Here is an 18277-nt window from a genome sequence, read left to right on the forward strand (position 1 = left end):
TGTGGGGGAAAGAAGGGGAATTGGCTTGTCTAAGAAGGAAACATTCATTAAGGGTACGCTCATACTGGCGGCAGCTGCACTGATTGCGAGGGTACTCGGATTGGTTCAACGGGTGCCGCTGGAGCACATCCTCGGCGATATCGGTAACGCATCGTTTACGATCTCCAATACGGTATATTTAATGCTGTTAACCGTAGCAACAGCGGGCATACCCAGTACACTTAGTAAAATGGTGTCGGAGCGTTATGCACTGGGACGCGCAGGTGAAGCCCAACAAATCTACCGTGCAGCCCTGATTTTTGCGGCTGTAGCCGGGGTAGTCATGTCTGCTTTATTGTGGTTTGCGGCACCTTTTTATGCCACATACGTATCCAAAGTACCGGAATCGGTGAGCGCCATTCGGGCCTTGGCTCCGGCACTGCTGCTCTTTCCAGCCATCGCTATGATGCGTGGATATTTCCAGGGTCGCGGCAATATGACGGCAGGCGGCATTTCACAGATTGTGGAGCAGTTTGCACGTGTCGGTACTGCGATCATCGTGGCGTTTGTCATGCTGCAATGGAATTACGATGATCAAACGATTGCTGCCGGGGCATCATTTGGGGGCGTATTCGGAAGCATTGGCGCTTTTGCTGTCATGTTGTACTTCACCTTGAAGCTGCGCAAAAATGACCGTGCGGCGCAATTGAATTACGAGCGTGCGGAGCAATTGCCCATGCGGGGCATCTACAGCGATATTTTCAAGCTTTCGATTCCAATCGTATTATCTTCACTCGCTGTTCCGGCGATTAACTTTATCGATTCATCACTTGTAGTTCCGCTCCTTAGTGGACGAATCGGACTGGAAGAAGCGACAGGAGTTCTTGCCATCCTAGGTGCCAAGGCCCAAAGTATTGCAGGCATTCCTCCGATTCTGGCTATCGCACTGAGTCAATCGCTTGTGCCAGTCATTTCGGCAGCTTTTGCACGCAAGGATGAAGTTCATCTGAAAAATCAGGTTACGCTTGCTCTACGCATTTCGATTCTGACAGGAATGCCAATCGTTATTGCTTTGTGTGCGGCGGCGTATTCCGTTAACGGCCTGCTGTTTACCAGCCCAGACGGGACACCAATCATTACATTGCTGACGTTCGGTACCATTTTCCAAATTACGATGATGACCACCAACTCCATTTTACTCGGGGTAGGTAAACCCCGGATTACAATGATCAGTGTGGCTGCGGGAATCGTAGTCAAACTCGTAGCGAGTCTAATCCTGGCTCCGATCTTTGGCATTTACGGGATCATTATTGCGACCGCGTTGTGTTTCCTGGTTATTACGTACCTCAACCTGCGAGTGCTTCGGAAAATTGTTGATTTCTCGATCATGGGTGATCGCTGGAAAGGATTCATCATTACTGTGCTGCTTGCGACGGGCGTTGGTTTTGTGGCAAACTGGGCTGGAAACTCCATCTTTGATTTATTCCTGCCAGCACGTGTATCTTTCCTCGTTACCTGTATGTTTGTAGGGGTTCTTGTGGTTGTCGTGTACCTCGTACTCATGGTTGTTCTGCGAGTATTGCGCAAGGATGAGCTGGGCAGTTACCCACGGATTTTGCAAAAGATACTCCGTCCGCTCATGCGTCTACAGCGTGGAGCCTGGCAGCGTGGATAATCAATTCAACACACAACACACTGGATTATTTGTATAAAAATAAGTACAAGCTCTGTCTGCTTTCATAGCGGACAGGGCTTTTTGTTATGTGAGCAAGAAGCCAGAATGAAGAGGCCAATCGAGATATAATAGACGCTCTTTTTGTTTTTCTAGGCGATTTTCTTATGAGCTGGGCTGTTCTTAATGTGTCAAGGTTTGAGCATCATGTGCCAATGCGGTCTTCAGCATGCCATACCGATGTTCATGGCTCATCTCAAACAGCCAGGGGCGGCGTGGGACCGTGAGATGACCGAGACAATCGCGATTTTGCAGCCAGTCCTGTCTTGTTATCGGTTCATATGGCGTATCACCCCATACCGCCAGCAATTCAGGACTATACAACCGTTGTCCTTCCGCCAGCCATTCCTGATCCAGCAGCTCCTGGCTATAGAACTCCGCTTCGCCGGCTTCATTTTCATGTGCGGTGAACAGACCGGGCCAGTATTCGGCACGTGAGCCACGGTGGGGAATCGAGCGCGCAAACTCCAACACCTGTGTGAAAACTTGTTCTACGCCAAACAGCATCGCATATAAGCCTTTGCCAAACATAATCCGTTCATGCAGCTTGCCAAAATGTTCAATAACCCGGCCTGCAAGACCTTCTCCACGTCCCAGTGGAAACACGATATGATTCAGTCCGGCCAAATTATGCAGATGGAATGCAGGTTTGGACAGTACTTGTTTTTGAAAATAGGGATGCTGCACCACACGGCTCTCGATATAATTCTGCTCATTAATAATTAACGCCACACTCAGCAGCGAGCTGCATCGCTCCAGCCAAAACCGTTCCCAGAACGGTGTCATGAACGCCGATACATGAAAATGGGACAACAAATGAAAACAGCTCCGGCCGATCCGGCGGCTGTTCATATACAACAGAAGCTGGGGATAGGCATCCTGAAAAATGAGTGCATTGCATCGCTCCAGTAGTCGATACATGTGTTCACGGTCTGTTTGATTTTGCAGATTGTGCATGAGGTCACTCTGAAGATCAGTCATGTGATACCCGCCGTTCCGGGATACCATATGGGCGAGCAGAGCCCAATGCAGCTCCGGATACTGTTCATAACATTCCAGGTATGCAGCTGTTCGAGTGATGTTGCTCCGGTTGTTCTCCTGCGTTAATGTCTTGATCTCTTCCAGAATAATGCAGTCCTCTTCACAGACCAGTGCACTGCGCTTATTTCGGGCAAAAGCATTCTCATTTCCGGGCAACAGCCGCTCCACTTCAGCTTGCAAGGCCGCAGCCATGTCGGAGTCCCAAACCATGTCACGCAATGGATGCCGAAGCCGGCTGGAGGCCTGCCAGGCTGCCTGTTTGCCCCGCCACACTTCCCGGGCTGCACCCGGAATGGATCGGACCATCTGCATGATCGACCCGTGATGAGCAGAATTGGAAGAATCCGTTTTAACGGAAGTCATGCCACGACATCCTTTCCTGAAGTTCTGTTTATGGTAAGTTTGAAAAAGCTGTTGATCTCAGTATGCGCCGAACATTTGACTTCCACTCCGCAATTTGCTTCACTTAGAGGATAAGACAAGGTATAGAAAGGAAGATGTTGTAATGAAAAAGATTACATCGAAACCGGAATTTGATGTGGCTATCCAATCTCCGCGTTTGACTGTAGCTGTATTTAAGGCAGATTGGTGTGGTGATTGCAAGTTCATCGATCCGTTTATGCCTGAGGTTGAAGAGAAGTTTGCACGTGACGTCACCCTGATTGAGGTCGATGTAGATCAGGTGGGACCCGTGAGCGAAGAACAAAATATTCTTGGCATTCCCAGCTTTGTAGCTTACACGGATGGCCGGGAACTCGTTCGTTATGTGAACAAACTGCGCAAGTCGAGAGAAGAGATTGAGCAATTCCTGCAGCGTGCAGTTGAGGTGTATAACACGATTCATCAATAAAGCATGACAGGTTCATTAGGTTAAAGGTTAGTATTAAAGGAACGCCATTTCTCTTGAAATAGGGAAGTGGCGTTTGTAATTTCGTCATTATCGGGAAATCCTACAGGGTAATGAGGTACATATTTACTGCTGACCTACGGGTCAACTTTTCGACAGACGTTAACATTTTGTCACAAAGCGCGGCGTCAATGACACATTTATCCGGTATAATGAATTTAGTTGTGAAATAAGTGTCAAAGTATCGAATCAAGCGAGGATGTAGTTCTTCGCCATCTTAAACCAACAGCGGGTGAGAATAAAATTGAAGCACTTAACCTTGTTTAAATGGTTGACCGTATTAACTTGTCTTGTCATGTTTCTGGCCACATTTGGCGGAGGCGTTGTAACTCGAACGGAATCGGGCCTCGGCTGCGGCGCGGAATGGCCTTTATGTAACGGAAAACTTGTGCCGGCACATACGGTTGCCTCACTTATTGAATTTTCCCATCGCGCGGTCAGCGCACTGGCAGGACTGTTGTCCATTGCCTCTTTTGTAGCCTTCTTGCGGTTTGGCAAATCACGCAGGGACCTGCAATTGTTTTCCTTTCTAACACTGGTGTTTGTGATTGTCCAGGGAATTATGGGGGCTTTTGCCGTTGTATTCTCCCAATCTTCCGCAGTTATGGCACTTCATTTCGGGTTTGCCTTGATTGCTTTTGCCAGCTCCTTGATGATGGCGCTCGGTATTCGACAGGAGGCTCGCCACGGTGGATTGGAACGACTGAATCGTTATCCGCGGGTCAGCAAGGGGTTCCGAAATCTGGTGTGGTTTTCCACAATCTATACGTACCTTGTGGTATATACCGGCGCCTTTGTGAGTCATACGGATTCTGCTGGAGGCTGTTCAGGATTTCCGCTCTGTAACGGGGAGATTGTTCCCGAACTCTCGGGAGGCGTAGCGGTTGCTTTTGCTCACCGTGTGGCGGCAGTTTCATTAGTGATCGTTATTGCAGTTCTCGGTCATTTTGCTTATCGTAAACATCCAGATAACACGGAATTAAGAGCGCTTGGTGTCATTTCGGTTGTACTGGTTTTGTTGCAAGTGGTCATTGGTTTTGGTTTAATGCTCACGATGAACCGCCCGGAAGTGTATATGTTTGTGGCGCTGGCGCATATGCTCGATATTGCCATTTTGTTCGGTGTATTAACCTATATGAGTTTCCTGGTGTACAAGTTGTATCGGCCCGTTAACCGTTTCTAATATATCTGAATTATGGTTAGTTCAGAAAATGAATCCAATGAAGTTCACCATCCGATGATGTACATCATTGGACCGGTGAACTTTGTTTGATGTCAGGCGTGTCAGGGCAACCTAATGTAAGCAGCGGTCATACGTTTACTCTGATTCCGATTTTGTTTAATATTATGAATTATTATCATTTTAATGATCTGCAGAGTGGAAAGAGGAGGCTATATATGCTGCGAACGTTGCTGGGTGAAATGCCGCGTCAAAACGAAGGGATATTAAAGGAAGCGATGGAGGCGATGGCGGGTACGCTTGAGCTATTTGGGCGACAGATGCATGTGGATCATGATCCTGCCCATGATTTTCGTAAACTGTATGTGTGGACCCAGGGACTGATTTCCTCGCTGGATGAACTGGAGCAAAGCTGTTTTGCTGCTTCCCATTTTCGTCAGAAAGTCAAAGCGGGTTTTACGGATGATATGACGATATCAGAAAAAGCGGAGTATGCCCGTTACGTATATTTCTATAAGGATGGCTTCATCCGGTGTTTTGCCATTCTGGATAAGTTAGGTACGGTGTTGAATGAAATATTTGAGCTGAATACAACCAGTGTGAAAATGCATTATTCGTATTTTACTGTATTGAGACAATTCGGATATGATAAGATGCATCATGAACTTGCAACCCAATTGATTCAGATCAAGGACTCTTACCGTGAGCCAATGAGTAAATTGCGCAAACGACGAAACATGGAGATTCATTACATGAACTCCGAAATGCAGGATGATCTGTGGCAGCTGCACCAGACCCTGCAAGGGAAAGTGAAACTGGAGGACTTGGATCAGCATCTTATGGAACTCCGCCAGGGTGTGGATATGGTATGTGAGACGCTAAAAGCGGCGTATGGCTACATCAACGAGAAGTGGCATAAGCAGGGAATGAATCAACCCGCGAAGTAGATGGATTGTAATATTTGCCTTTGACAAATCGGAATACTTGGATTATACTGAGTTCCTGATCGACAGTTAGATGGAATTAACATTTATGACATTAACATTATAACTACTGAACTTATAAATTAAATATTTCTTATCGAGAGCGGCGGAGGGACAGGCCCGATGAAGCCCGGCAACCGATTTATAACGGCATGACAGCTGTGTCATACTTTATAGATGTTAGGTGCTAATTCCTACAAAATGGTGCAAGGCACGATTTTGGCAGATGAGAAGGTATAATCTTTCACGTGAAGAGCCCTTTTTGTTTCTGCAAAAGGGGCTCTTTTTTGTATGACGAAGGGGAGTTTTCCTTTCATTCGGGTAAAGATACATGTAGGCAGTGGGAAGGAGCAGTAATTTTGATTGAATTAAAAGGTCTAACCAAGACGTACGGTAAAGGTTCCAAAAGTACGACGGCCTTATCGGATCTAAATTTGAATATCCGCAAGGGTGAAATATTCGGCGTTATCGGCCATTCTGGTGCAGGCAAGAGTACATTGATCCGTTGTATCAATTTGCTCGAGCGCCCCACGGCAGGCGAGGTTTGGGTTGATGGGATCAATCTAACCAATCTCAACAAGACTGATTTGCAACAGCAGCGGCGTAAGATCGGTATGATTTTTCAACACTTTAATCTGTTATCCTCTGCTACGGTGTACGACAATGTGGCTTTTCCTTTGAAGCTCGTTAATACGCCCAAGGCTGCGATTGATCGCAAAGTGAAAGAAATGCTCGCACTGGTTGGGCTGGAGGATCACAGCAACAAATATCCGGCCCAACTGTCAGGTGGGCAGAAGCAAAGGGTAGGTATTGCAAGAGCACTCGCGAGTGATCCGAACGTGCTGCTGTGTGATGAGGCCACATCGGCACTTGATCCCCAGACAACCGATTCGATTCTGAAGTTATTGCTGGATATCAATGAAAAGTACAACCTTACGATTGTTCTTATCACCCATGAGATGCATGTCATCCAGAATATCTGTGATCAGGTGGCGGTTATCCATCAGGGAGGCATCGTGGAGCAAGGGCCGGTGACGGAAGTATTCCTCAAGCCGCAGCATGCAATTACGCGTGACTTTATGATGCGGGATCATGAGGTAGGAATTGCATTAGAGGAGACCGCTCTGGCGAGCTCAGGTGACTCATTGCAGACGGACGGATCTTCTAAGCTTGTGAAAATATCCTTCCTGGGCAATAAAACCTATGAAGCGATTTTGTCCAGGACGGTTCGCAAAACAGGAGTGGATTTCGCCATTTTGCAAGGCACCATTTCAACGATCAAACAAGTTCCCTATGGACAGCTGACCGTTCGGTTTGAGGGGCAGTCGGATGAGATTCATCTCACCATTAAAGAGTTAATGGACCAGGGACTTGACGTGGAGGTGCTTCGTTAAATGGATTTTTCAACGGTACGTTGGGAAGAAATCGGTAAGGCTTCAATTGAAACACTGCAAATCCTGGGAGCATCGGGCCTGTTCACGATAATCATCGGTTTGCCGCTAGGCGTATTGCTGTTTATGACGGCAAGGTCGGCTTCGATTCAGTCTCAAGTGGTGTACACTGTACTTTCGTTTATTGTAAACATTCTGCGCTCGGTGCCATTTATCATTCTGATTGTTGCACTCATTCCGTTTACGCGTTCACTGGTGGGTACAGCTACAGGTGTAATGGGCGTTATACCACCGCTCGTCATTGCCGCAGCACCATACTTTGCCCGGTTGGTTGAAACTACACTGCGTGAAGTGGATCGGGGTGTCATTGAGGCGGCACAGGCGATGGGTGCTTCAACCGGACAGATTGTACGACGTGTGCTTCTACCAGAGGCATTGCCGGGTCTGTTGGCCGGAATCACCATTACAATCGTTACCCTTGTTTCCTACACGGCGATGGCGGGAATGGTTGGCGGCGGTGGTCTGGGAACACTGGCCATCAACTACGGATACTTCCGTTATCAGTATGAAATTATGATTATATCCGTTGTATTTATGGTCATTCTGGTGCAAGTGCTTCAGATGGCTGGCGATCGATTGGTTAAATGGTTCACCAGGAAATAACACATAGACAGCAATGTTGCGTTATGTTCGGTGTTTATTCTGAAATAACGGAACGTGCAAAAAAAAATTATTGGAGAAGGGGTTTTACACATGAAAAAATGGTCTTTTGCTCTACTCAGTATTATGCTGATTGCGGTTCTTGCAGCATGCGGAAACAACAAGGATTCCGACAGCGGCGCTGACAATACCGGAGGCGCACCGCGTACCGTAGAATTGAAAGTGGGAGCATCCCCTACACCACATGCGGAAATTTTGGAAAGCATCAAGCCTGAACTCGAAGCAGAAGGCATTCGCTTGCAAATCGTGACGTTCAATGATTATGTTCAACCTAACCAACAGCTTGAGGATAAACAGCTGGATGCGAACTTTTTCCAACACCAGCCTTACCTGGATACAGAGAACAAAGAACGTGGTTTCCACCTCGTTGCTGTAACACCTGTGCATGTTGAGCCATTTGCTGGCTATTCCAAAAAAATCAAATCATTGGATGAGTTGAAAGACGGTGCCAAAGTAGCCATTCCTAATGACCCGTCCAACGGCGGTCGTGGACTCTTGTTGCTTGCAAAAGAAGGACTTATCACGCTGAAAGACGACACAAATATCACTTCCACGATTCAGGATATTACAGCTAATCCGAAAAACCTGAATATCATCGAGCTGGATGCAGCCATGATGCCTCGTCAACTGGATGAAGCAGACCTGGTATTCATCAACGCCAACTACGCGCTGGAAGCCAATCTGAACCCAGGGAAGGATGCGCTGCTGATTGAGGAGTTGAAAGGTAACCCTTATGCAAACATCCTCGTATCCCGTGAAGATAACAAAGATGCGGATGCCATTAAGAAACTGGCTGAAGCCCTGCATTCTGAAGAGGTTAAAACGTTTATCAAAGAACGTTATCAAGGTGCTGTAGAACCTGCGTTTTAAGCTAAACGATTAAGCTACAAATGAATAATTTACCGGGCTCCCCTTTGATGGAGCCACTAAAGAAAGCCCTGCATTCACTTTTGAGAGAATGCAGGGCTTTTTGTTTTGTCTATTATGTTACAGCGCGCTTCGATGCAGGGATACTTTAAGTACTTTACGTATAAGCTTTAATATTTATTCGGATTCTGATCAGTACCCGTACGTCCATCTGTCTGTTGGCCATCAGAAGGTGTGGACTCCTGTCCAGCAGCATGCTGTTGGTAAGCTTCCTCCGCAGGAGATATCGAGTCCCGATGTTCGGGGTCAGCATCCTTTTTGCGGCCAGTCAGCTTGCGCCTAATCCATCCAAATGCACCTACAATGGCGGCCACGATGACAAACCATCCCTTTTTAAGTAAGAGCAATAATCCAACTTTCTTGGCTACAGCGACACCAGCACCGCCGAGAATCAGACTGGTCAGGCCAAGTTCTGATTTCTTGTCTATGGATGCATCAAATTCCTCATAAGTGTTTCCTTTGATCACGCTGAGTTGGTTAAGCACGGAGCTTTCAAACTGTTTGCGGTTTTCTTCAAAATTGGCACTATCCGTAACGAGGATCACACCGATATATCCTTCGCGAGTGAGTACGTTCACGTTGTAGTTGACGAGTTTTTTATGTTCAGCATCTTCAAGACCGAGAGAATAGATCAATTGATGTTTGGCGCTGTCATAGGCGGGCTCAATTTCCCAATCGGTGATAAACAGCTGATTTTCGGGTGTGGTTTTTTCATTTTGCTCTTCTGTACCTCTTTTGTAACTATCGAACAGTTCATCGGCGTCCAGATCATCTTTCTCACCGTCATCGACATGACCGGTATCGTTATATTCAAAGATCACATACCAGTTGGAGTTTTCGCCGGCGCCATAGATACTTCCAATTTCCGTTCCATTGGGGAAGGAGTCCGTATCTTCCAGAAACCGTTGGGTGTTAGCTGCATCAAGATAGGAGAGGTTTTCGGCTACGGTTAACGTTGCTTTGTTATCAAGTACTACATTTGAAGGCCCATCAATCCATTGATAATCTTCGGTGGAGCTATTGGTTTCACTTTCTGCAAATGCTGTGGTCGAGAATGGAGCTTGAATTGAAGCAACAAGCAAAATCGCGAGTAGAGAGGCTAACCATCTTTTCATTTACGCTATATTCCTTTCGAAGGTGTCATGCAATGTTGTCATTTACATGAACATATGTATTGTGTCGTTATATTCATAAGAACATAAGGACTTATCGACATTACCATAGGCCTCTGGACCAGACAAGGGAAATCTGGAGATAAAGGGACAATTTCCCTACAAAAGACCTAATTTAATTTATTTTAGTTGAAATAAAGATAAGTATTTAGTCCTTCATTTACACTTTTTTGCAAATGGTACAGATTGGTGGGAAACGCGAGTTGTGGGGGAATGATAAATCTTTTATACTGGATGAGTGACTGCTCTTTGAAGAGGGGGATGAACGTGAAGGGAAAGATTGCCCTCATAACGGGAAGTGCCAAAGGTCTTGGTAAAATGACGGCCCTCAGTCTGGCGGATCAGGGTTGCCATATTGCTCTGAATTACGTACATAGTCGTACGGAAGCGGAGGAATTGGAGGCTCAGATTATTGCCAAGGGTGTGCGATGTATCGCCGTTCAGGCCGATATTTCCAAGACAGAAGAGATCACTATGCTGGTTGCTCAGGTCGAAGAGAAGCTGGGCAGCATCGATATTCTGGTGAACAACGCGGGTCCTTTTGTCCGTGAACGTCGACTCTTTGCCGAGTATTCGGAAGATGAGATTCAGATGCTTGTGCAAGGGAACCTGCTTGGACCGATGCTGCTGGATCAGCGTGTATTGCCGGAGATGCGGCGCAAGCATTGGGGACGAATTATACATTTTGGCTTCAGTCATGCGGGAGAAGCGAGGTCATGGCCTCATCGGGCAGTGTATGCTGCTGCGAAGGTAGGTCTGGTTTCATTTACCAAGACACTTGCCGTCGAGGAAGCTCCCTACGGTATTACGGTTAATATGGTATGTCCAGGTGATATTCGCGGTGCCAACAAAGAGAAAACGATTGATGAGATGGCAGGTATACCCGACGAGGAAACGCCGAGAGGACGTCCTGGAAGCGGTGAAGACATTGCGCGGGTGATCACTTATCTGTGTCTGGATCACTCCGATTTTATAACAGGTAACATTATGGATGTATCTGGAGGACTTGACCCGATTCGTCCTAACATACAGCGTGAGGATGGCGAAGTGCGGACTTAAGCGTGAAATGTAAGGATAAAAATCTGGTTTGATGAAAAAAGGACTGCCTTCATTTGCACAAAAAAGAGCCCTCCGCTTCATGCGAAGCGAAAGGCTCTTGAGGTTTATTTCGTGAAGGATTGATTAGAATACTTGTACGACTTCTTCGACACCGTCAACTTCTTCAAGAAGGGCGCGTTCAATCCCGGCTTTTAAGGTAATGGTGGAGCTTGGGCAGCTGCCGCAGGCACCGACCAGTTTCAACTTAACGATGCCGTCCTCCACGTCGACCAGTTCCACGTCACCGCCATCGCGTTGCAGGAACGGACGAAGTTTGTCAAGCACGTCAGATACCTCATCATACATGGTGCTTTGTGCGTTTTCGCTCATTTTTTTCAACTCCTTTCCTCACTATATTATATTACAATTGGCCATAAAATAAAATGGTCAAACAAAGCAGGTGAACCTACATGAGACCGATTATTGAATTTTGTGCCAATAATATGCATTTTGGCACAGATGAAGTCATGGATCAACTGGAAGAAAATCCAGACTATGATGTGATAGAATACGGCTGCCTCAGCAATTGCGGCCAATGTTACATGACTCCATTTGCACTGGTTAATGGCGAATTAGTCATTACCGACAAAGTGGAGGATTTATATAACGCCATCTTGGCCAAAATTGCCGAAGCCGATGCCTGGGCTGAGCTGGATCTCGATTAACCGAGATGACGCTTGGACATCCAGAGCACGCCGCTTTTCAGAATACGAGGCACACGTCCCATCATGGACGTTTTGCCCATCAGCCCAAATCCAGCCTTCTTGCCGAGTGCACCCAGTGTGCCACGAAGCTTGAGTGGCTGCGGATTGGGCTTTTCACCTTTCCAGAGGGCATGCTGAATATGGGCGATTTGTTCACCCTGTACTTCGGCAGCTTGACCGCTTGGTGCATAGGGCACGCTTGCACAGTCACCTACGACATAAACATCGGTATATTCGGGAATTTGATAATATTCGTTCAGGACGACACGACCTTGTGGGTCTTTGGTAACATCGAGATCCTGTACGACTTTTACGGGCTGGATTCCGGCAGTCCATACCACCGCATCCGTCAGAATTTCCTCATCCCGGTTGAAGATGGCATTCGGTTCAAGTCGGGAAATGGCGATATGTCCGCGTGTCTCGACCTGATGTTCACTGAACCATTCATGTACGTAAGCAGATAGACGTTGTGGAAATGCGGATAATACACGTTCACCACGGTCCAGGATACTGATATTGAGATCCGGTCTGCTCTCACGAAGTTCTGCAGCGATCTCGACGCCGCTCAATCCACCGCCGACGATATGCACATGACCATAGGCTTTGACTTCGTTAAGACGGAGGTAAGTTTCCCGTGTTTTACTGAAGCTTTGAATTGTACAGCTATATTCTTCGGCTCCGGGTGTATTGTGGAACCGGTCTGTACATCCAAGTCCAATCACAAGCTTGTCATATTCAAGTGGGTCCTGGCCCTCGAATTCAATCTGACGCTGTTCCAGATCGATCGAAGTTACTTCTCCGTAACGATAAGTGACTCTGTCACTGACGGGAAATTGGATACGCAGGTCATAATCGGATACGGTCCCTGCTGCCAGTGCGTAATACTCAGTTTTCAATCCTTGGAAGGGACTGCGGTCCACCAACACGATTTGTGTATCTGACGGGATCTTGCCTTCCAAAAGTTCTTTGATAATGGTGAGGCCACCGTAGCCGCCTCCCAGAATGACAAAATTTTTCATGACTCGGCTTCCTTTCTGCATCAGTCCCGCGTGAACGGGGCTGTAACCTGTGGAGCAGCTATGCAATAACATAACATAGCTGCTCCTTTTTTAAATGTAGATTTGAATTAATTGAAAATAAGCATTTAAAATTACAGATATGTTTGAGTAATGTGCACCATTCCATGCCAAACGATTCCGATTAGAATGAAAATCGCCTATAGGAATGATGCTCATGCATTAGCTATTCGTACACTTGGATTTCATTGTAGAACGTATCACGTTCCACAGGAATGCGTCCAGCACCCTTAATTAACCATATAAGCTCTTTGCGTGTGAGTCCTTCAGGCGTAAGTGCACCTGCTGCATGACTGATTCGTTCGCGAACGATCGTGCCGTGTGCATCCGAAGCACCGAATCCGAGGGCGACTTGAGTCAGCTGTGGACCGATGTTGATGAAATAGGCTTTGATATGATCGATGTTGTCCAGCATCAGACGACTGATTGCAATGGTTTTGAGATCCTCGTACGCTGAGTTACGACGCATGATGCTGGCATTTTTGCTTTTTGGCTGCATGGAAAGCGGGATAAAGACCATGAAACCGTTGGTTTCATCCTGCAGTTCACGAATCTGTACCATATGATTTACGCGGTCTTCATAGGATTCAATGGATCCATAAAGCATGGTGGTATGCGTGCGCATGCCCAGGTGATGAGCAGTACGGTGCACCTCCAGATAGCGATCCACGTTTGCTTTGTCTACACGCATTTTTTTGCGATATTCATCAGACAAGATCTCGGCGCCGCCGCCAGTCAGTGATTTCAGACCCGCTTTTTGCAATTCCTGAAGTACTTCCTTGATACTCAGTCCGCTGATGCGGGTGAAAAAATCAATCTCGGCTGCCGTATAAGCCTTCAGCGTAACGTCAGGATATTTCTCGTTTAAAGCACGCAGGGAATCGACATAATATTGAAAAGGAACATGATTATTATGTCCACCTACAATATGGAACTCTCGTACGCCTGGGTGAATATGCTGTTCAACGTAATCAATCATTTCCTGACCGGACAATGTGTAAGAACCATCTTCGCCCTGATCTTTGCGGAAATTACAGAAAGCACAGTGGGCTTCGCATACGTTGGTAAAATACAGGCTCATATTTTCAATAAAATATACTTTCTTGCCATTCTTCCGCAGGTTGGCCTCATTGGCCAGTTGGCCCAAAGTCAGCAGATCATCCGTTTCATACAGATAAACGCCGTCTTCTACGCTCAGCCTTACGCCGTTCTGCACTTTCTCCACGATTTCAGCCATTCTTTTGTCTGTGAACGGTGTTACCAATGTAGACATGTTGTACCCTCCTGTTCTTTGCCGGATTCGAGTTGGCATGTAGGACTTGCTAAAGAACCACATAGAAAAGATGCGGACATCAGCCGCCTCTTATATGAGCTAACTCTTCATTACCCGGTGCAGCGTGTGCTGCGTGCGTAAAACTGATTTTTTCATTAAAATGAGTCTTGCGACTCTATATGCATTGGGGACTGATTACAGTCTCGAAATGTGAAAAAAATTACAACTCCATATATGACCATCACCTGAATAAGTCATGACAAAATATCGACATTTCAAAGCGATCACCTACTCATTATAAACCTCGTGTCCCGGGGGTTCAATACACTGGGAAGAAAAAGGAGCTGAGGGGGAACGCGGAAACAGGCAAACATGACTTGAGGCCCTTGACGGGGTGGAGTATAATTTAGGAAGAGTTAATGAAAAGGAGAGTGACCTGGCATGATTAACATCAGCGAAACGGCTGCTGACAGATTGAAAGAAATGCTTGCACAGCAAGAGACACCTGGTATGTTCTTGCGTCTTGGCGTAGCACCGGGCGGTTGTACCGGCTTTTCGTACGCCATGGGCTTTGACGATAAAGAATCCGATGATGACCTCTATATGGATATTCAGGATATGAAGGTAGTTGTAGAGAAGGAAAACCTGAAATATCTGAATGGCCTTGAAATTGATTTTGAAGAATCCGGCATGTCCGGCGGCTTTACCATCCATAACCCGAATGCAGTGGCAACATGCGGCTGCGGCTCATCCTTCCGCACGAAGGAAGAAGCGGGCGTACCGGATAAGGATTGTTAATGTGGCGCGGGTTTGAGCGCATTCGGTAACGGATGACGAGCGCAAGCCTGTGACGGTAGCCTAAACGGTGGGGATCGGATTGCGCAGGTATTTCGGTAGGTTAACAACCCCGGACGATGAACGTTATCAACCCTTGAAATGCCTTTTCAGGGTTGTGGATCACGGCCTCTGTGGCGTATTAGTCTCGTACTAACTACGTTGTGGAGGTCTTTTTGTTATGGCGTTAAAGAAACGAGAACGGCGTGCTCCAGTTGGCGCGCGTCATGTACGTCTATACCCGGAATTTACATTAGAGCAGGCGCTTGATTTCGTAATCAGCGCGAAGAAGGTGGAGGGCCTACGGGAAAGGACGCTTACGGATTAAGCAAAGCATTACGGCTATTTCGTTACCTGGCTCCGCGAGTTTCATCCGAATATTACGGGCTGCGTCTTTTGTTGTTTATATATAGTATAATTTTCCTGTATATAGTAGAATAGAACTATAAAAACGCAGGGAAGTAGGTACATAATGGACGAATTAACTTTATCAGAAAGCAAGCCAAAGCAGCGCGTAAATGTATTAGCTGTAGTTGCGTTGGGGATTTCGGCTTTAGCAGTCGCCGCATCAATTTATTTATTTGTTCAGAATTCAGAACTATCAAGCAAGACTGATAAGCTTTCCGAACAGATTATGTCACTCACGAAAAAGAATGATGAATTACAAAAAACTGCAGACGCGCAAGCAGTTATTAATGAGGAGCAAGATACATATCGAAAACTAACTTTCTTAACGGCGATGGCCCACGATATTGAAGACGGAATTGTTACGGATGATTTTGTTGTAAATAAAGTTAGGTTCAGTTGGGGTGATGACGGTAATTTAAGCGATGTTGTTATAGACGTCGAGAATCAGCCTACTCTCGCATTATCGTACAAAAGTAAGGGAGCCTACGAACTGTCTGATCGTGAATTACGCGCTAAATCTGACGCAATTATCAAAGCAGTGAGCGACTACTATACTAAATCCCCTAACGCGCCAGCCTGGAACGATTCCACTTTCGTACAGCTCACGGTCCAAAATTATAACATTGGTGAGTCGACGGGTGGGAAATTTAAGCTCGTAGGTGAGACTAAGTAATAGGCGTAAGGAGGTCCCGCGCAATGATTGACGTAGTCTTCTAAGTTTCTTATTTGAATCTGTAGGTCTAAAAGGAGACGGGTTTCAAAAAAACAGAACAGCAAATTACTGAGAATGAAAAACAAATTGCTAACTTAGCGGACTCACCCGTTGAGTTGGCTTTTTCACTTTTCTATCAACTTATCACCTCTGCCTCGTACCCCGTTAGGAAAACCAACATCTATCAGCCGCGTAAGCCCATCCGGATACGTTCCCCTCACTGAAGCCCTAACGCGCTGATTCCACGGTAAATTCACGCAAAAAAGAGCCGCTAATCATGTGGCCTCCTAGTCTTTTTCTATTACGATAAGCTCCGATATGTCGTCGATCTCAAGCGCGTCAGCTATTTTGATCAACGTCATAATATTGACCTTTTCGCGGATATTCCTAGACACTACAGGCAATACAGTGAAAGAGCGCGTGATGGTGTAGTATAATCACAGACCTTAGGTCATACCTAGGACCCCTTTTCATCTTTTGGGATGACAGGGGTTTATCGTGATAGTTGACAAGATATATTGTAACCATTATAGTTACAACATAGAGTTTGAATTTACAAATCAAAGGAGAGATTAGAGATGAAGATTGGCATTATTGGTGCAACAGGTAAAGCGGGACAGTTGATCTTGAAAGAAGCTGCGGACAGAGGACATGAGGTTACAGCCATCGTTCGAAATGCATCCAAAGTGGAGGATAAGAGCCTGAATGTGCTCGAGAAAGATGTATTCGACCTTACAGGTGAAGATGTCAAATCATTCGACGTAATCGTCAATGCGTTCGGTGCACCAGCAGGTAAAGAAAACCTGCATGTTGAAGTGGGGCAAGCCCTGATCAAGGTCCTGAAGGATGCGCCTAATACGCGTCTGATCGTTGTTGGTGGAGCAGGCAGTCTGTTCACGGATGAAACGCAAACCTTGCGCCTGGTGGACTCCCCAGGATTCCCTGATGCATACAAAGCAACAGCAACTAACCAAGGTAAAAATCTGCAGGATCTGCAAGCATCCTCCGGCATTCAATGGACGTTCCTGAGCCCGGCTGGCTTCTTTAACCCGGAAGGTACTCGCACTGGCCAATACCAGTCAGGCAATGACGTCATTATGGTCAACAGTGAAGGCAACAGCTATATTAGCTATGCTGATTATGCCATTGCTTTGGTGGATGAGATTGAGAACCCGCAGCACCAAAATAAACGCTTTACCGTTGTTGGCGAAGCAAAGTAATTGCTCTTAACATAATATAGACAAATAAACGGCCGCTAATCTTATGGGATTAGCGGCCGTTTTGTAATGGCGTTATGAGTTGTGTTGCATAATCCGGGATATGCTGGACATAGCCTACGTGACTTAATGAGGTGCAGCGTCATGTGTAATCGTGTTATCTATGGATTCCGCCGAATCCATACTTTCAGCACCATCCATGACCTCAACAAGTCCTACAGCTAACGTCGTGACGGCCGCAGCGGCAACCAGATGTTTTGCCCCAAGTTTTACTCTCTCCATATCTTCTTCTTGCAAACCAACGACAACATCTTTACCACCTGTATACACATACTTTGCGGATACTACAACACCTTTAGCTGTATTGGTAACAGCGCCTCCGATATCGGCAAGTCCTGCGTCTAATGTTGCATCGTCTTTTCTGATCATCCCACTGGCCATGTCATATGTTCCGCTAGCAAGTTGTCCTACGGTTTTCCCTGTGTTAATCGTAGCTTTCTCTACGCCATCACCAATTTCTTTAATGAATGGGCTTCCTGCAAGTTCACCAGCCACTCGGACGGTACCACCCAGAACTTTACCGGTAACTTCTCCAGCAAACTGGCCGAGTTCTTTTAAAAATCCCATACGTTTCCCCACCTTCTGGAATAAGGTCATGCATGTGCTGCCTGAATCTTATCTTATTACCTTATTATATTGGTGTATAAGCGAATATACTATTTACGTCCAAGTTCATCTTAGCGTTCCAAATTAACAAGATACCAATCCAACGAATCGATCTAACTAAACTAACTAACCGCTTTAGCCTAGCTTACTCCAACTCCCCAAAAAGGCGCTGCTCCGGAATTGGAGCAGCGCCTTTTCCCTTACCCAACCGTGTGACTTAACACGTTTTGAAGTGTCTAATAAGCAGCCGACGTAGT

General features: G+C 46.4%; 19 protein-coding genes and 1 riboswitch. Of the genes, 13 read left to right on the forward strand and 6 right to left on the reverse strand.

Features of this window, described 5'->3' with window-relative positions:
* Positions 1-25 precede the first annotated feature (25 nt).
* Entirely contained in the window at positions 26-1654 is a 1629-nt protein-coding gene (locus tag PPA03S_RS14755; protein WP_062324075.1) for a putative polysaccharide biosynthesis protein, read from the forward strand.
* A 180-nt stretch (positions 1655-1834) separates the two neighbouring features.
* Here PPA03S_RS14755 and PPA03S_RS14760 read toward each other — a convergent pair whose 3' ends face one another.
* Positions 1835-3115 (reverse strand): DUF2515 family protein, encoded by a 1281-nt coding sequence (locus PPA03S_RS14760; RefSeq protein ID WP_062324076.1) that lies wholly within the window; start codon positions 3113-3115, stop codon positions 1835-1837.
* A gap of 142 nt (positions 3116-3257) precedes the next feature.
* Here PPA03S_RS14760 and PPA03S_RS14765 point away from each other — a divergent pair, with 142 nt between their 5' ends.
* The 6 genes from PPA03S_RS14765 (at position 3258) to PPA03S_RS14790 (ending at position 8803) form a co-directional block, all read left to right on the forward strand.
* Positions 3258-3602, forward strand: a complete 345-nt coding sequence (locus PPA03S_RS14765; RefSeq protein ID WP_062324077.1) for a thioredoxin family protein — start codon at positions 3258-3260, stop codon at positions 3600-3602.
* A gap of 289 nt (positions 3603-3891) precedes the next feature.
* Positions 3892-4842, forward strand: coding sequence for a COX15/CtaA family protein (locus PPA03S_RS14770; RefSeq protein WP_411835209.1), 951 nt, complete (start codon positions 3892-3894; stop codon positions 4840-4842).
* A 215-nt stretch (positions 4843-5057) separates the two neighbouring features.
* Positions 5058-5786, forward strand: a complete 729-nt coding sequence (locus PPA03S_RS14775) for a Cthe_2314 family HEPN domain-containing protein (RefSeq protein WP_062324078.1) — start codon at positions 5058-5060, stop codon at positions 5784-5786.
* 127 nt (positions 5787-5913) lie between these two features.
* A riboswitch (SAM riboswitch) is annotated at positions 5914-6055 on the forward strand.
* Between the two features lie 126 nt (positions 6056-6181).
* Positions 6182-7216 (forward strand): methionine ABC transporter ATP-binding protein, encoded by a 1035-nt coding sequence (locus PPA03S_RS14780; protein WP_062324211.1) that lies wholly within the window; start codon positions 6182-6184, stop codon positions 7214-7216.
* Positions 7217-7876, forward strand: a complete 660-nt coding sequence (locus PPA03S_RS14785; protein WP_062324079.1) for a methionine ABC transporter permease — start codon at positions 7217-7219, stop codon at positions 7874-7876.
* Positions 7877-7966: 90 nt separating this feature from the next.
* A complete protein-coding gene (locus PPA03S_RS14790; RefSeq protein WP_062324080.1) occupies positions 7967-8803 on the forward strand; it encodes a MetQ/NlpA family ABC transporter substrate-binding protein in 837 nt (278 codons plus the stop codon).
* 167 nt (positions 8804-8970) lie between these two features.
* Here PPA03S_RS14790 and PPA03S_RS14795 read toward each other — a convergent pair whose 3' ends face one another.
* On the reverse strand, positions 8971-9975 hold the full coding sequence (locus PPA03S_RS14795) for a DUF2167 domain-containing protein (RefSeq protein WP_062324081.1): 1005 nt from the start codon (positions 9973-9975) through the stop codon (positions 8971-8973).
* A gap of 324 nt (positions 9976-10299) precedes the next feature.
* On the opposite strand from PPA03S_RS14795, the gene PPA03S_RS14800 reads away from it, so the two are divergent.
* The gene (locus tag PPA03S_RS14800) at positions 10300-11091 is read left to right on the forward strand and encodes an SDR family oxidoreductase (protein WP_062324082.1); all 792 of its coding nucleotides are present in this window, start codon (positions 10300-10302) and stop codon (positions 11089-11091) included.
* A 123-nt stretch (positions 11092-11214) separates the two neighbouring features.
* Here PPA03S_RS14800 and PPA03S_RS14805 read toward each other — a convergent pair whose 3' ends face one another.
* Positions 11215-11460 carry a NifU family protein gene (locus PPA03S_RS14805; RefSeq protein WP_062324083.1) on the reverse strand — a complete coding sequence of 82 codons (246 nt, stop codon included), beginning with the start codon at positions 11458-11460 and terminating at the stop codon, positions 11215-11217.
* A gap of 80 nt (positions 11461-11540) precedes the next feature.
* Between PPA03S_RS14805 and PPA03S_RS14810 the strand changes: the two genes are divergently transcribed.
* Positions 11541-11795 (forward strand): YuzB family protein, encoded by a 255-nt coding sequence (locus tag PPA03S_RS14810; protein WP_024632663.1) that lies wholly within the window; start codon positions 11541-11543, stop codon positions 11793-11795.
* Here PPA03S_RS14810 and PPA03S_RS14815 read toward each other — a convergent pair.
* A complete protein-coding gene (locus PPA03S_RS14815) occupies positions 11792-12853 on the reverse strand; it encodes an NAD(P)/FAD-dependent oxidoreductase (protein ID WP_062324084.1) in 1062 nt (353 codons plus the stop codon). The genes PPA03S_RS14810 and PPA03S_RS14815 overlap by 4 nt on opposite strands.
* A gap of 223 nt (positions 12854-13076) precedes the next feature.
* Positions 13077-14183, reverse strand: coding sequence for an aminofutalosine synthase MqnE (gene mqnE / locus PPA03S_RS14820; RefSeq protein WP_062324085.1), 1107 nt, complete (start codon positions 14181-14183; stop codon positions 13077-13079).
* A gap of 441 nt (positions 14184-14624) precedes the next feature.
* Here mqnE and PPA03S_RS14825 point away from each other — a divergent pair, with 441 nt between their 5' ends.
* The 4 genes from PPA03S_RS14825 (at position 14625) to PPA03S_RS14835 (ending at position 17357) form a co-directional block, all read left to right on the forward strand.
* The gene (locus tag PPA03S_RS14825) at positions 14625-14981 is read left to right on the forward strand and encodes a HesB/IscA family protein (RefSeq protein ID WP_062324086.1); all 357 of its coding nucleotides are present in this window, start codon (positions 14625-14627) and stop codon (positions 14979-14981) included.
* A 217-nt stretch (positions 14982-15198) separates the two neighbouring features.
* Complete coding sequence (locus PPA03S_RS32875) at positions 15199-15345, forward strand: hypothetical protein (protein ID WP_174532134.1); 147 nt, start codon at positions 15199-15201, stop codon at positions 15343-15345.
* A 144-nt stretch (positions 15346-15489) separates the two neighbouring features.
* The gene (locus tag PPA03S_RS14830) at positions 15490-16098 is read left to right on the forward strand and encodes a hypothetical protein (protein ID WP_062324087.1); all 609 of its coding nucleotides are present in this window, start codon (positions 15490-15492) and stop codon (positions 16096-16098) included.
* A gap of 617 nt (positions 16099-16715) precedes the next feature.
* Positions 16716-17357 (forward strand): NAD(P)-dependent oxidoreductase, encoded by a 642-nt coding sequence (locus tag PPA03S_RS14835; protein ID WP_062324088.1) that lies wholly within the window; start codon positions 16716-16718, stop codon positions 17355-17357.
* Positions 17358-17480: 123 nt separating this feature from the next.
* Here PPA03S_RS14835 and PPA03S_RS14840 read toward each other — a convergent pair whose 3' ends face one another.
* Positions 17481-17981 (reverse strand): hypothetical protein, encoded by a 501-nt coding sequence (locus tag PPA03S_RS14840; protein ID WP_062324089.1) that lies wholly within the window; start codon positions 17979-17981, stop codon positions 17481-17483.
* Positions 17982-18277: the final 296 nt, after the last annotated feature.

Source organism: Paenibacillus pabuli NBRC 13638 (genome assembly GCF_001514495.1).
Taxonomy (GTDB): Bacteria; Bacillota; Bacilli; order Paenibacillales; family Paenibacillaceae; genus Paenibacillus; species Paenibacillus pabuli.